Consider the following 13,774-nt stretch of genomic DNA (forward strand, 5'->3'; position numbering starts at 1 on the left):
AATGTGCGTCCGCACGATTTCGGGATATTAGAAATATATCCGTGAGTTGCCCGACATGTCAAGTGGCTTGGTAGAACGCCTGCCACCGCCAGCTCCTTTGCATGGGGTTGTTTTCGATATTTTCGCAACGCGCCTCCCCCGCAAGTGTCCGCAAGCGGGAGAGGGAGCGCGGCTGCAATTCAAACCTAATCTAGTTCGCCGCCGCGTTGACCTCCGGCGCGGCGACGTTGTCCTGCTCGACCTCCTCGGGCAGGCCGGCGAAGCGCCGCAGCGCCTTTGCCATCTTCACGCGGCCGCTGACGCCGGTGATGATGACGTCGACCATCACGAACGACGAGTGGAAGTGGCCCTGCGCCTTGAGCTGCTCGACCTTGACGCCGGCCTTGGCGAGCGCGTCGCCATAGGCGATGCCCTCGTCGCGCAGCGGGTCGAACTCGCTGGTCGCGATGAACGCCGGCGGCAGGCCTTCGAGCTCGCCGCGCAGCGGCGCGACGCGCGGGTCGGTGCGATCGGCCGGCGAGCAGTACAGGTCCCAGAACCAGTACATCAGCCCGCGGGTCAGGAAGTAGCCGGCCGCGTTGTCGGTATAGGACGGCCGGTCGAATGTGGAGTCGGTGACCGGACAGATCAGGAGCTGGCCCGCGATCTCAGGCCCGCCGCGATCGCGCGCGAGCTGGCAGGTGACCGCCGCGATGTTGCCGCCGGCGCTCCAGCCGGCGACCAGCAGCGGCCCTGCCCTGCCGCCGAGCTCGGCGGTGTGGGCTGCGATCCAGCGCGTCGCGGCATAGCCGTCCTCGGCCGCGGCCGGGAAGCGATGCTCGGGCGCATGGCGATAGCCGACGCTGACGATGATCATGCCGGTGCGCCGGCACAGGTCGCGGCAGAACGGATCGTCCGACATCTCGTCGCCGAGCACCCAGCCGCCGCCGTGGAAATACACCACGATCGGATGCGGCCCCGGCGTCGCCGGCCGGTAGAGCTTGTACGGCAGCGGACCGTCCGCGCCCTGCAGCATGCCGCTGCCGACCTCGCCGACCGGGCGGCCGGCAGGACGGCCCTTGTTGAACTCGGTGAGGAAGTCGCGCGCGCCCTGCGCCCCCATCGTCTCGAGCGGCGGCAGGTTCATCTCGCCGAGCAGATTCAGCACCAGCCGCACATCCGGCTGCAGGCGCACGATCTCGCCGTCATTGCATTGCTCGGCAACGCCGGGACCCGAGAGCTTGAAGCCGAGCATGCCGCGGCCGACCACCTCGTTGCAGATGCTGCGATACGGACCGACGCCGCCCGTATAAGGCATCACACCCTGCGGCTTGCCGGGCACGTTGGCGCCCGTATACCAGGTGTTGGCGAGCCGATGCAGCGTCAGCGTCGCGCAATCGGCCATGTGGCGTTCCCAGCCGGCCTGCGCAGTGTCGGTTGCTTCCATCGTGGTGAAGCCGGCGTCGCGCAGCGCGGCGATCCGCTCCACCACCCAATCGACATGCTGCTCGATCGAGACCGCCATGTTCGACAGCACCGACGGGCTGCCGGGACCGGTGATCATGAACAGATTGGGGAAGCCCGCGACGGTGACGCCGAGATAGGTCTGCGGTCCGTGCGCCCAGACATCCGACAACGACTTGCCGCCGCGGCCGGAGATCGGATGCACCGCCATGATCGCGCCGGTCATCGCGTCGAAGCCGGTGGCGAACACGATGACGTCGACGTCGAACTTGCGTCCGTTGGTGAAGATGCCGCTGGTGGTGATCCCCTCGATCGGCTCCTGCCGCAGATTCACCAGCGTCACGTTGGGACGGTTGTAGGTCGCGTAGTAATTGGTATCGAGGCAAGGACGCTTGGCGCCGAACGGATGATCATGCGGGGCGAGCGCCGCCGCCGTCTCCGGATCCTTGACCACAGCGCCGATCTTCTCGCGGATCAGATCGGCCACCAGTCTGTTGCCGTCGACATCGACCGCCTGGTCGGCCCAGAGCTGGGTCAGGATGTGGACGAGGTCGCCCGCCGCCCACGCCTTCTCGAACCGCTCGCGGCGTTCGGCGTCGCTCAATTGCCAGCTCACCACGGTCTGCTGCGGATAGGGCACGCCGGCCATCGACCAGCGCGCCTGCTCGCGATAGGCGGCGCGGTCGCTCTCGAAATACGTCTTGCGATCCTCCGGCGCCGGGCCGTTGCCCGCAGGCAATGCGAAGTTCGGCGTGCGCTGGAACACGGTGAGCTGCGCGGCCTGCTCGGCGATCAAAGGAATCGACTGAATGCCCGACGATCCGGTGCCGATCACGGCAACGCGCTTGCCCTTGAGATCGACGCCCTGATGCGGCCAGCGGCCGGTGAAATAAATCTCGCCCTTGAAATCCTTGACGCCGTCGATCTCCGGCGGCTTCGGCGACGACAGGCAGCCGGTCGCCATGATGTAGTAGCGGCACGAGACGTTGGCGCCGTTGTTTGTCGAGATCAGCCAGCGTGAAGTCGCATCATCCCAGGTCGCCTTCGTGACCTTGGTACCGAACCTGATGTCGCGACGCAGATCGTAGCGGTCGGCGACGAAGCCGAGATAGCGCAGGATTTCCGGCTGGGTGGCGTATTTCTCCGACCAGGTCCAGGCCTGATCGAGCTCGGGATCGAAGGTGTAGCTGTAGTCGATGGTCTGGATGTCGCAGCGCGCGCCGGGATAACGATTCCAGTACCAGGTGCCGCCGACATCGGCGCCCTCTTCGAGCGCGACCGCCGAGAAGCCCGCCTTGCGCAACCGATGCAGCAGGTAAAGTCCGGCGAAGCCGGCGCCGACCACCGCAACGTCGACCTGCTGCGTGGTTCCGCTCTGCGTGGAGTCTGAAGCGCGTGCTGCAACTGCTGCGTCTGGCATGCCATTCCTCCCGTATGTTTTGATTTGACGGAAGGCTAGCCCTGCGTTTTCAGTTTGTCATCACGACAAACGCAATCAGAGGTCGCCGCAATTATGACGCGCGCGGCCTGGAGCGCGCCGCGCAGCGCGTAGACGCAAGTGGTGTTGCTGCGGGCCCGGGCACATGGCGGAAGGTCGACGCCGCATTCCATCACTGCGCGCGAACCGACGCAATCCCACCGCACCGCATATACGGAGGCATCAATTTGCCTCGCCAATGACGCGGGTCGAGCGGCCGGCACGCCCATTCACAACTCTGCGACCTACCGCGCCCTTCGCGTCCCTCAGCTGGGCACCTCGCGACTGTTGTTGTAGCTTGGACGGAGCAATTGCACGGTCGCCAGGAGGAAGAATCCACATGACCACCGTCGTGTTCAACCGTCGCATCCTGCTCGCCGCTGGCGGCTCCGTCCTGGCAACCGGGGTTGCCGGGCTGCTGCTACCCGCCCGCGCTGAAGGCCTCGCACCGACTGACTCGATGGCGGGCGGGTCGAACAACTACCGCAAGGGTGCGCCGATCGTGGATCGGATCGGCAAAGGCGGCTTCTGGATGAGCGGCACCGTACGCCGCGCCGGCGACGGGGCTCCGCTTGCCGGGCAGCGCATCCAGATTTGGGCGCACACGACCGAAGGGCAGGAGCACGAGCCGCAGAGCCATGGCGCCACGCTTACCGACAAGAACGGGGCGTTTCGTCTCGAGATCCCGCAGATCATTCCGATCTTCGGCCAACCGCATGGTCACCTCGCCTATGACAGCGGTGAATTCAAAACCGTCTTTCTGCGTCCCGTGATGCGGAGCGCAAAAGATACCAGCCTTGAGGCGCATTTCGTGCTTCAGCCGGCCTGACCGGGTTGGGATCTAACAGGATGAGATTAGCCCGGGCGACCCTGATCTGGGCCGCCCTTGTGGCCGCCGTTTGCATGCCGATCGCCGCGGCAGCGGCGAGCCCACTGCTCGCATGGCGCGGTCCGGTCTACATCCTGGCGGGATTCGCAGGGATTATCGCGCTGGGTCTTGCGCTCGTTCAGCCCTTGCTGATTGGCGGATACTTGCCGGGACTGGCCGCTTATCGCGGACGGCGAGCACACCACTGGATTGGAGGCGCGCTGGTCGCGGCGGTGGTGATCCATGTCGCCGGCCTTTGGATCACCAGTCCGCCGGACATGATTGACGCCCTGCTCTTCTCATCGCCGACGCCGTTCTCCCCGTGGGGTGTGATCGCCATGTGGGCGATCTTCGCCGTCGCGCTGTTGGCGGCACTGCGCCGGCGATTGCGACTGCGACCGCGAACATGGCGCCTTGCCCATATGTCGCTTGCGGTGATCATCGTCGCAGGCAGCGTGATCCATGGCATGCTGGTCGAGGGGACGATGGAGACGATGTCGAAGGCTGCGCTGTGCGCACTGGTGCTGGGCGCGAGCATAAAGGTCATGGCTGACTTGCGGGTATGGCGAAAGCGCGCGACGTCGCGCACTTAGCGATCTTGCGCCGTTCCTTGGATTGCGTCGCAACATCCTTCCGGGCCATCATCTTCTACAGCCTGGGCGGCGATTTCAGCGCGATGCCGGCTAGCCTCACTTTCCGGTCGTTCGGCAAGTCCTCAAATCGACCGCATCAATCCGCCATCGACGCGGATGTTCTGGCCGGTGATGTAGCCCGCGCCGTCGGAGACGAGGAAGGCGATGGTTGCGGCGATCTCCTCAGCTTTGCCGTAGCGCCTCATCGGCACACTGTCGCGGCGCTCGTCGGTTGCCGGCAGGCTGTCGATCCAGCCCGGCAGCACATTGTTCATGCGCACATTGCTGGCGGCGTAGCTGTCGGTGAACAGTTTTGTGAACGCGGCGAGCCCGGCGCGGAACACCGCCGAGGTCGGAAACATCGCGCTCGGCTCGAACGCCCAGGCGGTGGAGATGTTGACGATCGCGCCTGACTTCTGCGCCTGCATGTGAGGTGCGACGAGACGCGTCGGGCGGATCACGTTCATCAGATAGACGTCGAGACCGGTGTGCCACTGCTCGTCGGTCAGCTCGAGCACACCCGCACGCGGGCCGTGGCCGGCGCTGTTAACCAGCGCATCGATGCGGCCCCAGCGCGCCACCACGCCGTCGACGGCGCGCTTCAGATCATCGTTGGAACGGTTCGACCCAGTGAAGCCGAGGCCGCCGAGCTCCTTCGCCAGCGCCTCGCCCTTGCCCGACGACGACAGGATCGCAACGCGGAAACCATCGGCCGCGAGGCGCCGCGCCGCCGCTGCTCCCATGCCGCTGCCGCCTGCGGTAACGAGCGCGACCTTCTCTGCTGCCATGATCCGATATCCCTTCTTCATGCTTCGTTCGGGGCGACCCTAGCACCGCCGATCGCAGCGCGCGACATCGCGCCTGCTTTGCGTCACCGGACGAAATGCGGCAAGGTGACCGACATCATTCTCCGGTACGCAGTATTCACATGACATCGTTCGTTCGAAACCTCCTCATCGCTGCCGCGCTGTTGTTCGCCGGCCCGACGCTCGCGCAGCCCCGGTCCATCATCGTGGCCTCGACGACATCGACCGAGCAGTCCGGCCTGTTCGGCTATCTGCTGCCGCGCTTCTCAGAGGCCTCGGGCATCGCCGTGAAGGTGGTCGCGGTCGGCACCGGACAGGCGCTCGACATCGGACGGCGCGGCGATGCCAATGTCGTATTCGTGCATGATCGGGTGGCCGAAGAGAAGTTCCTGGCCGAAGGCTTTGCGACCAGGCGATATGACGTGATGTACAACGATTTCGTCATCATCGGCCCGAAGGCCGATCCGGCGCATATCGCCGGCGACAAGGATGTCGCGGACGCCCTGCGCAAGATCGCCGAGACCAAATCGGCCTTCATCTCGCGCGGCGACCACTCCGGCACACACGAGGCCGAGCTGCGGCTCTGGAAAGCGGCCGGCGTCGATCTCGGCTCGGCGAAAGGCCAATGGTATCGCGAGATCGGCCAGGGCATGGGTCCGGCGCTCAACATGGCGTCGGCGTCGAATGCCTATGTGCTGTCCGACCGCGGCACCTGGCTGTCGTTCAAGAATCGCGGCGAGCTCTCCGTGCTGACCGAAGGCGACCGGCGGCTGTTCAATCAGTACGGCGTGATGCTGGTCAATCCGGCGAAGCATCCGACGGTGAAGGCCGCGGATGGCCAGGCCTTCATCGACTGGCTGGTCTCGCAGGCCGGGCAGTCGGCCATCGCCGGCTACAAGGTCGGCGGCGAACAGCTATTTTTCCCCAACGCCGCGCACTAGCAGAAACGCGATCGTGCTGACGCTGACGCTCAGCGCAAGCAGGATGACACCGAGCCCGAGGCCGAGCGCCAGCTCGCCCTTGCTGGTCTCGAGCGCGATCGCGGTCGTCATCGTTCGCGTATAGCCGCTGATATTGCCGCCCACGATGATGATGGCGCCGACCTCCGCGATGGCGCGGCCGAACGCGGCGAGGAATGCGGTGAGCAGCGAGGCGCGGCCGAGCGAGAACACCAGCACAAGGCTGCGCAGGCGGGACAGGCCGTCGGTGCGGATCAGATCGGCATATTCCGCCCACAGCAGCGCGACCGGACGATGCACCAGCGCAACCACGATCGGCGTCGCCAGGATGACCTGCGCCACCACCATCGCCGTCGGCGTGAACAACAACCCGGCGAAGCCCAGCGGTCCGGATCGCGACAGCAGGAGATAAAGCCCGAGGCCGACCACGACCGGCGGCAGGCCGAGACAGGCATTGGCGAGCACGATCACCACCTGCCGTCCGCGAAATCTCGATATCGCAAGCCAGCCGCCGATCGGCGCGCCGATCAGAAGCGCGAGCAGGCTCGCCAGCAGGCTGACACGCAACGACAATGCGACGATCCCAAGCAGGACCGGATCGCGACCGGCTATCAGGGAAGCTGCCGCCGTGATCGACTGTGCGAAGTCATTCATGCCGGCCCGGAAGACACGTTTGCCCCGTACAACCTCCGCATCGCCGATTTCGCGGGGGCGATCAATCGCTGAGGCCTACGCGGCATTCTCGAGCAGCTTCGCCACGGCCGTAACCAGTTCATCGGGCGAGAACGGCTTGTTCAGCAGCACGCTGTCCGGTACGCCCCTGGTCGGCCACTCATCGCCGCCGCCGCCGGTGATGTAGAGCACCGGGAATGACGGATCGATCTCGCGGGCGCCGCGCGCCACGCGCCAGCCGTCGAGCCGGCCGAGCAGGCGAATGTCGGTGACCAGTGCTGAGTATTTGGTGCGGAACGCCTTCAGCAGCGTCAGGGCTTCCTCGCCCGAACCTGCGATCGCCGGCTCATAGCCGCCGTCCCTCAGGGCGTCCTCCACCATCATCTGAAGATCACGATCGTCTTCGATGACGAGAATGATCGGCGCGTCTTGCAAAGCTATCCCCCAAACAATCAGCCGGGTGCGCCCGACTCAGCGAGCATATGCAACAAAAGTGGCTACCGTTTGCACGGTGTCACCCAGTAAAAATACGGGTATCAGACGCGCCCCTATTCGTCGGCGAATTCGTCTTCTTCGTTGACCCCCGCCTTACCCCGCGGGGCCGGCTTTCTGCCGCCGAGCGATCCTGTGACATAAGGTTCGCGCGTTGCATAGGGGTTACGGCCGCCGGCACGCGCCGCGACCTCCTCGCCCGAGACGGCGGCGGGCTGGCAGATCAGGCGCCGGCTGGCCCGGCGCATCAGATCCACATGGATGTGGTCGTAGTGATAGACGTTGGACCCCGGCGCCAGCACCGTGGTGAATTGCTGGCAGGCGGCGGCCTGGACATCGCGCAGAAAGCCCTGCTCTTCCGGCAGGCCCTTCCAGCCATCCTTCACGGTGATGCGGCGACCGTCCGCCAGCGTGAACGCTGCGATGTCGAGCGCATTGCCGAAGGCGTGCTCGGAAATATGCGCGTGCGAATTGCCGTTCATGCCGCGGCAGGAATAGGCCGAGATCTGCTTGATCTCGACGACGCGCGCGCCGAACCAGCGCTGCGCCGCCGGCTGTACGGAATCGGCGAGCCAGCGCTCGAGCACCGAGACGATCGGACACGCCAGCGTTGCCGCCGGCTTCACCGCGACCGGGCCGACCGTCACCACCGGATTGCCGCTCGAGGGACCGAGCCGCGGCGGCGGTGGCGCGCCGGGCGGCTGCTGGGAATACGGTGCCGGTGAATAGGGCGCGGCCGCGCTGTCGCGCTGCGGATTGGAAGGCAGGCCCGGATAATAAGGTCGCTCGCCCCTGGCGTCGGGCGGGCCATCCGGCGGTAAATCGATCTCGTCCTGCTGCGACGGAACGCCGGGCGCCGACAGCGAGACCGGCCCATTCTGACGGCTGCCATAGCTCGGCTCATTGCCATAGCTCGGCTGGCCGACGGCCTGATTGGAATACGGCGCTTGCGCGGGCGGCGGAGCCGGCTGGCGGTTGATCGGCCAGCGCGGCTGGTTGCCGACTGGTGCCGGCGGCCGCAGGCTGTCGTCGGCAAATCCGTAAGCTGAACTGGCTTCACCGAGCGCGGCGACCTTGAGCGGGAACTCGGCGCCGCAGACGCCGGGACCGGAGATCGGATCAATGCGGACGAGGTCGGCGCTCTCCTTGACCGCGCCCGACTTCAGGCATGCGGCCTCGGCCTCGGCCCGCCACGGTTCGCGCTCGGCAGTCTGAAACAGACCGCGACCGCAACCAGCAAGCGACACAAGGACAAGGGAGCCGACGAGATACAAACGAACTCCACGCGTCATGGCGCGGAGGTTCTGCGAATTTGATTAAAGACTCTTCAACGCATTTCGATGCGTTGTTTTCAGCTGTCCTTAACCATGCGACGGAACCCGGCAGGGCAACACGCGCCCTGCCGAGATGATCGCCATCACCACGTGTAGCGAACGACACCCTTGCCGCCATAGGACGACGTGACGTCGGAGAATTCGCCTTCGAAGGTGAGCGCCGCCGACCAGCCGCTGGTCCAGTTCATCGCCGCGCTCGCGGTGGTGAGCACCGCATCGCTCGCAGGCGTCGCGCCGTTGACCACGAAGGACGCGCCCGGCAGCGTCTGGAATGTCGCGGCAACGCCGCGATCGGTGTTGTAGTCGTGCGCCCAGGCAAGTCGGCCGCGCAGGCTGAGAATGCCATCCTGCAACGCGATCGAGCGATCGCTGCGGACGCCGAGTTCGCTGCGCGTGGCGGTGACGGTCTTGGCGCCATAGGCCACCGCGAACGCGCTCGATCCCGACAGCACCTGCTCGGCATAGGACGGCAGATCGTAGGTGGTGAACTGTCCGGCGGCATAGGGCGTCAGCGCCAGCGACCACGGCGTGATGACGCGATAGCCGCCCTCGATCCGGCCCGACAGCGCATTGGCGTTGAACTGCGCGCGCAGCCGGTCGATGCCGGTGATCGTCACGGTGCGATCGGTGGTGACGTCCTGCCAGCCATAGGCGAGCGCACCCAGCAGATAGGCCGGACCGAATCCATGACGGATGAAGGCGCCGGCCTGAAACAGGTCGGAGCGTCCACCGCCGAGTGCATTGGCCACGGTGAAATTGGTGCCGCCGCCGGCGAGCGCAAAGCCGGCAATCGTGTCGGGCGAGATCCGGTAATCGGCACCGACAGCCACACCGAAAATGCGGCTCGTCGTCGAATTCGATCCGACGGCGGTGCCGCCATCGGTGCTCTGCCCGCCGCCGAAGGCCGCCGCCCAGACGCTCCAGCGCTGCTCGAACGTCTGCGGTGGCGGCGGCGCCTTGCGATAGATCGCGGCATAGGCGTCGCGCGCGGCGTTCGCACGCGACATGCCGGTCGCTGCGTAGCTCATGGTGTCATCAGCGAATTGCGACGCGCCGCCATTTGCAGGCATGCCGCCGCGCCCATCGGTGAAGGGATCCGTCATGAGACCGAGGAACATGTTCATGGCATCGAACGTGGTCTGCTGCGAGCCGGTGCCGAGTTCGCCCGACGCCTGCGTCAGCCCGGCCGGAGTCAGCGCGCCGAATGCGGCGGGAACGCTGCCGGTGCTGTTGAAGGCGTTGCTGATCGCATTGCCGACCGCGGCCTGATTGCCGTTGAGCTTCGAGGCTGCGGCAAAATTCAGCGCCAGGTTGAGATAGACGTTGTTGGCGTCATAGCTCAGACTGGAGGTGAAGTTCGATGGCAAACTGCTGTTGACCGGCCCGGCAAAACGGCCGCTGACACCGCCGGCTGCGTTGAGGATGGTGTACTGCTTCTGGAACGTGGTGCCGGCGAAGGACGCGTTGACCGTGGCGCCGCCGAGCGTTGCCACGCCTGTCACGTTGGTGCGGTCGGACGCCGCGGCCGACACTTCGACGAGATAGGTCGATGCGGCGGTGAAGGTGAGACTGCCCTGCACCGTCAGGGTGCCGATCGAATTGCCCGGCGACAGCGTGCCGCCATTGACCAGGACATTGCCGACGCTGCCATTGCCGCCGAGCGTGCCGCCGGCATTGACGGTCACGGCATTGCCAAGCGAGCCGTTGACCAACAGCGTCGCGCCGGAGCCGATGGTGGCGCCGTTCTGGTAGCTCTGCGTGTCGGTCACGGTCCAGACGCCGCCCTGCACGTTGAGCACCTCGAAATTGATCACGTTCGAGAGCGTACCCGTGCCCGGACCGAACAGATTGAGCGTATCGGTGCCGACGCCGCCATCGATCCGTCCGGTGATGGTCGAGCCGCCATAGAGATTGAGCGTGTCGTCGCCGCCTTCCATGCTGATCGCGCGGCCGGTATTGCCGATGATGGTGCCGTAGTTCGACAGCACGTCGGCGCCCTCGCCGGTCTGGATCGCCGCGCCGTCGCCGCGGATGAAGCTGGTCGAGCCGGTGCCGGTATAGGTCACGCCGTTCAGCGTGCCGACCGAGCCGGTATCGGGGGTGCCGTTCTGCAGCAGCGTCACGCCGTTGGGATCGGGAATCGTGCCGTTGCCGATGATGGTGCCGTAGTTGACGATCCTGTCGTTGTCGACGGCGGCATTGCCGGTCTTGTTCTCGGAGCGGATCGCGTAGCTGTTGTTGCCGACGATGGTGGCTCCGGCATAGTTGATCAGGTCGAGCGCCGCCGATCCACTGCGCGAATTATCCGGATTTGAATCGTTGTTGACGACGATGCCCGCCGCGGCACCGCTGATGGTGCCGTAGTTGCGGATGGTGCCGCCGCCGATCGCAAGGCCTTCGCTGTTGTTGAAGCGGCCGCCGTCGTCGGCGCCGGTTGCGCCGGTGCCCTGGACGATGCCGTAATTGGTCAGCGTCAGGACATTGTCGATATCGATGCCGTCGCCATCGCTGCGCGTCGACACTCCGTCGATCGCCCCGGTGATGGTGCCATAGTTGATGACGATGGCGTTGCCGCCGCCGACGCCCGCACCGTTGCGGCCGATGATGGTTGCGCCGGCAAAATTGTTGACCGTGATGGTGCCGGCGTCGCCCGCGGTACCGTTCTTGGCACCCGAGATCAGGCCGCCGGCATAGTTGTTGACGGTGCCGTTGTGGCCGCCCTGAAGATCGAATGCATCGGCGCTGGGCCGGCCGGTTGCGGGATCGATCGTGCCATTGGCGATGATCTGGCCGTAATTGTCGATGGTGAAGTTTTCGCCGGGACGAATCGCATCCGCATTGGACGCGGTGATCAAGCCGGTCGCGCGGTTGGTGATGTGAACGCTCGCGGCGGTCGAGGTGAGATTGTCGAAGTCGATCGCCTGGCCGGTCGCCGATTTGATGGTGCCGGCATTGTCGACCGAGAACCTGGCCGCGGTCGTGCTGTTGCTGCCCGACGCGCCATTGATCTGGATGGCATCGTCCGCCGACTGGATCGTCGCGCCCGCATTGTTGACGATCGACAGCGATATCACGTTGTTGAGATTGGTGGTGGCTCGGATCGCGCGGGACCCGGCCGTATTGGTCGCGTCGATCATGCCGGAATTGGTGATCGTGGTGGTTCCGCCGCCGATCCGCATCACGTCGCTGCCTGATGACCTGATGGTGCCGCCGCTCTGGTTGGTGATCGAGAACACGGTGGTGTTCGACGTCGCGTTGACGAAGTCGAAGACGCGGCCGTTGCCCGTCGACTGGATGGTGCCGGCATTGTCGACGGTGACCGACCCGCTGCTCAGGCCGCCATTGATCCGGAATGCATCGTTGGACGCGGTGAAGACCGCGCCGGCATTGTTGATCAGCGTGAGATTGCCGCTGATGGCGCTGCTCGAGGTGTCGATGCCGCGCGATGTCGCCGAGATGGTGCCGTTATTGGTGATGACGACGCCGGGCGACGACAGGCCGGTGATCCAGGTGATCGCGGTGCCCGTCACCGACAGGCTGCTGCCGGTGGCGACCGCGCCGGTGTCATTGTTGGAGACGGTCTGCGCCGTCGTGCTGTTCGGAGGAGTGCTGAAGCTTGCGGCCAGCGCCGGACAGGAGATCCCCAAGGAAGTCGCAGAAATAGCCAGCGCAAGCCGGCTTGCGCGGCTCAGAAACTCAGATTTCACGTAACGCCCCCAAGTACTTAATACCGGGGTAGAGCCCCGGTCATTCCGGCGGCAATCTGGGTATGGTTTGTGACAGGCGCACAACAAATGACGGCGCCGCCTTGCGGCGCAACGACACAGGCTCACGATGCTGGCGGCAGGGCCGAGAGCAACCGACGGACATCCAAACGGTACTGCCATCGGGCGCCTGGAACCGGTACCGCCGCCGAATATATTTGCGGCGCGTCAACGCCTTGATTCGGCGACTATTTGAGCCGCGCATCGCAATGCGGCATTGCCGCGAATAGCGAGCCTGACAACAAGACTGCCTTTTTCGGCCTGGAACCCCTTGCTAGCTTTGACGTTAATGCGGGCAGCGTTGTGAACCGAGGGAGTTTCCCCAATGGATTTCGCGAGTCCTCTGCTGAGCAAGCTGAGCATTGTGGCCGCGTACATCGCGTTAGCCTTCGTCGGCGCCATTATTCTCGGCGTGTTCTAGGACATTCGACCAGGCATGAGTTCAGCGCCCGGCGGCCGCCCCCGCCGGGCGCTTTGCTGTTTTGCGTTCACTCCGGCCGCAACTACGACCCGACGATCGCGATGAGGGGCTCGCATGCGATGCCCGTGCAGGGCTGCGCCGTGCAATGGCGGGTCGAGTTTTGCCAGCCGCCCTTCAGGTAATGGCTTGTATCCGCCCGGCGGTCGCTTCATGTGGGTCGCCGGACCCGCTATAAGAGCCGCATTGTCGAGAATGAATTGAACCTGCGGGCGACTGGCAATCAATGAAGCACTTCCTCACCGCGGCAAGGCTGCTGGCGCTCGACCTGGCGTCGACCCTTGTCTTTCTGGTTCTGTTCCTGCTGACGCACAACACCGCGCTTGCGGTCGGCCTCGGCATCGCGTTCGGCGTCGTGCAGATCGGCGTCCAGATGGTGCGCGGCAAGCGGATCGACACCATGGAGTGGCTCAGCCTGTTCCTGGTCGTCGCCGCCGGCACCGCCACGCTGCTGACCCATGACCCGCGCTTCGTGCTGTTCAAGCCGAGCGTGATCTACGCGATCGTCGGCGTCGTGATGCTGAAGCCCGGCTGGCTCAACCGCTACCTGCCCGGGATCGCACAGAAAGTCGTGCCCGATGTCGCCGTCAAGGTCGGCTATGCCTGGGCCGCCCTGATGTTCATCTCCGCCGCGGTGAACGCCATCGTCGCGCTGACCTGCGAGATCACGACATGGGCCGTCGTGATGCCGGTCTTCGGCATCGTGAGCAAGATCGTGGTGTTCCTCGGCGGCTTTGCCGCGCTCCGCCTCACCGCAAGGCGCCGCATCCGCGCCATGCCGGAGGCCCAGCGCGAGGCCGTGCTCGCGCTCGAAGGGGCAGCGGCGCCCGCGGCGCCGTAACCCCCGAT

General features: G+C 65.4%; 10 protein-coding genes. 4 read left to right on the plus strand and 6 right to left on the minus strand.

The annotated features are described in order from the left end of the window. Window positions 1-190: 190 nt before the first annotated feature. Window positions 191-2,863 (minus strand): alpha/beta hydrolase fold domain-containing protein, encoded by a 2,673-nt coding sequence (locus ACE10X_RS32520; protein ID WP_038383065.1) that lies wholly within the window; start codon window positions 2,861-2,863, stop codon window positions 191-193. 397 nt (window positions 2,864-3,260) lie between these two features. Between ACE10X_RS32520 and ACE10X_RS32525 the strand changes: the two genes are divergently transcribed. Next, complete coding sequence (locus tag ACE10X_RS32525; protein ID WP_038383064.1) at window positions 3,261-3,749, plus strand: twin-arginine translocation pathway signal; 489 nt, start codon at window positions 3,261-3,263, stop codon at window positions 3,747-3,749. 20 nt (window positions 3,750-3,769) lie between these two features. Next, on the plus strand, window positions 3,770-4,381 hold the full coding sequence (locus tag ACE10X_RS32530; RefSeq protein WP_375763386.1) for a ferric reductase-like transmembrane domain-containing protein: 612 nt from the start codon (window positions 3,770-3,772) through the stop codon (window positions 4,379-4,381). Window positions 4,382-4,503: 122 nt separating this feature from the next. Here ACE10X_RS32530 and ACE10X_RS32535 read toward each other — a convergent pair whose 3' ends face one another. Beyond that, complete coding sequence (locus ACE10X_RS32535) at window positions 4,504-5,208, minus strand: SDR family oxidoreductase (RefSeq protein WP_038383072.1); 705 nt, start codon at window positions 5,206-5,208, stop codon at window positions 4,504-4,506. A 140-nt stretch (window positions 5,209-5,348) separates the two neighbouring features. On the opposite strand from ACE10X_RS32535, the gene ACE10X_RS32540 reads away from it, so the two are divergent. Further along, on the plus strand, window positions 5,349-6,167 hold the full coding sequence (locus tag ACE10X_RS32540) for a substrate-binding domain-containing protein (protein ID WP_038383062.1): 819 nt from the start codon (window positions 5,349-5,351) through the stop codon (window positions 6,165-6,167). Here ACE10X_RS32540 and ACE10X_RS32545 read toward each other — a convergent pair. The 4 genes from ACE10X_RS32545 to ACE10X_RS32560 all read right to left on the minus strand — a co-directional run bounded on the left by ACE10X_RS32545 (window position 6,141) and on the right by ACE10X_RS32560 (window position 12,390). Further along, a complete protein-coding gene (locus tag ACE10X_RS32545) occupies window positions 6,141-6,839 on the minus strand; it encodes an ABC transporter permease (RefSeq protein ID WP_038383061.1) in 699 nt (232 codons plus the stop codon). The two genes, ACE10X_RS32540 and ACE10X_RS32545, sit on opposite strands and share 27 nt — an antisense overlap. Window positions 6,840-6,914: 75 nt before the next feature. Continuing rightward, the gene (locus ACE10X_RS32550) at window positions 6,915-7,292 is read right to left on the minus strand and encodes a response regulator (protein WP_038383060.1); all 378 of its coding nucleotides are present in this window, start codon (window positions 7,290-7,292) and stop codon (window positions 6,915-6,917) included. A gap of 113 nt (window positions 7,293-7,405) precedes the next feature. Then, a complete protein-coding gene (locus ACE10X_RS32555; RefSeq protein WP_038383059.1) occupies window positions 7,406-8,641 on the minus strand; it encodes an extensin family protein in 1,236 nt (411 codons plus the stop codon). A 125-nt stretch (window positions 8,642-8,766) separates the two neighbouring features. Next, window positions 8,767-12,390, minus strand: a complete 3,624-nt coding sequence (locus ACE10X_RS32560) for an autotransporter domain-containing protein (protein ID WP_375763387.1) — start codon at window positions 12,388-12,390, stop codon at window positions 8,767-8,769. 761 nt (window positions 12,391-13,151) lie between these two features. On the opposite strand from ACE10X_RS32560, the gene ACE10X_RS32565 reads away from it, so the two are divergent. Then, window positions 13,152-13,766 carry an inner membrane-spanning protein YciB gene (locus tag ACE10X_RS32565; RefSeq protein ID WP_038383058.1) on the plus strand — a complete coding sequence of 205 codons (615 nt, stop codon included), beginning with the start codon at window positions 13,152-13,154 and terminating at the stop codon, window positions 13,764-13,766. The last annotated feature ends 8 nt before the right edge of the window (window positions 13,767-13,774 follow it).

The organism is Bradyrhizobium sp. Pha-3 (assembly GCF_042258325.1).
GTDB lineage: Bacteria > Pseudomonadota > Alphaproteobacteria > Rhizobiales > Xanthobacteraceae > Bradyrhizobium > Bradyrhizobium elkanii.

What these genes read in the sequence shown, in the direction of transcription:
- ACE10X_RS32565 (WP_038383058.1), top strand. Translation starts at nt 13,152, where the DNA reads ATGAAGCACTTCCTCACCGCGGCAAGGCTGCTGGCGCTCGACCTGGCG.
- ACE10X_RS32545 (WP_038383061.1), bottom strand. Translation starts at nt 6,839, where the DNA reads ATGAATGACTTCGCACAGTCGATCACGGCGGCAGCTTCCCTGATAGCC.
- ACE10X_RS32535 (WP_038383072.1), bottom strand. Translation starts at nt 5,208, where the DNA reads ATGGCAGCAGAGAAGGTCGCGCTCGTTACCGCAGGCGGCAGCGGCATG.
- ACE10X_RS32520 (WP_038383065.1), bottom strand. Translation starts at nt 2,863, where the DNA reads ATGCCAGACGCAGCAGTTGCAGCACGCGCTTCAGACTCCACGCAGAGC.
- ACE10X_RS32525 (WP_038383064.1), top strand. Translation starts at nt 3,261, where the DNA reads ATGACCACCGTCGTGTTCAACCGTCGCATCCTGCTCGCCGCTGGCGGC.
- ACE10X_RS32540 (WP_038383062.1), top strand. Translation starts at nt 5,349, where the DNA reads ATGACATCGTTCGTTCGAAACCTCCTCATCGCTGCCGCGCTGTTGTTC.
- ACE10X_RS32555 (WP_038383059.1), bottom strand. Translation starts at nt 8,641, where the DNA reads ATGACGCGTGGAGTTCGTTTGTATCTCGTCGGCTCCCTTGTCCTTGTG.
- ACE10X_RS32530 (WP_375763386.1), top strand. Translation starts at nt 3,770, where the DNA reads ATGAGATTAGCCCGGGCGACCCTGATCTGGGCCGCCCTTGTGGCCGCC.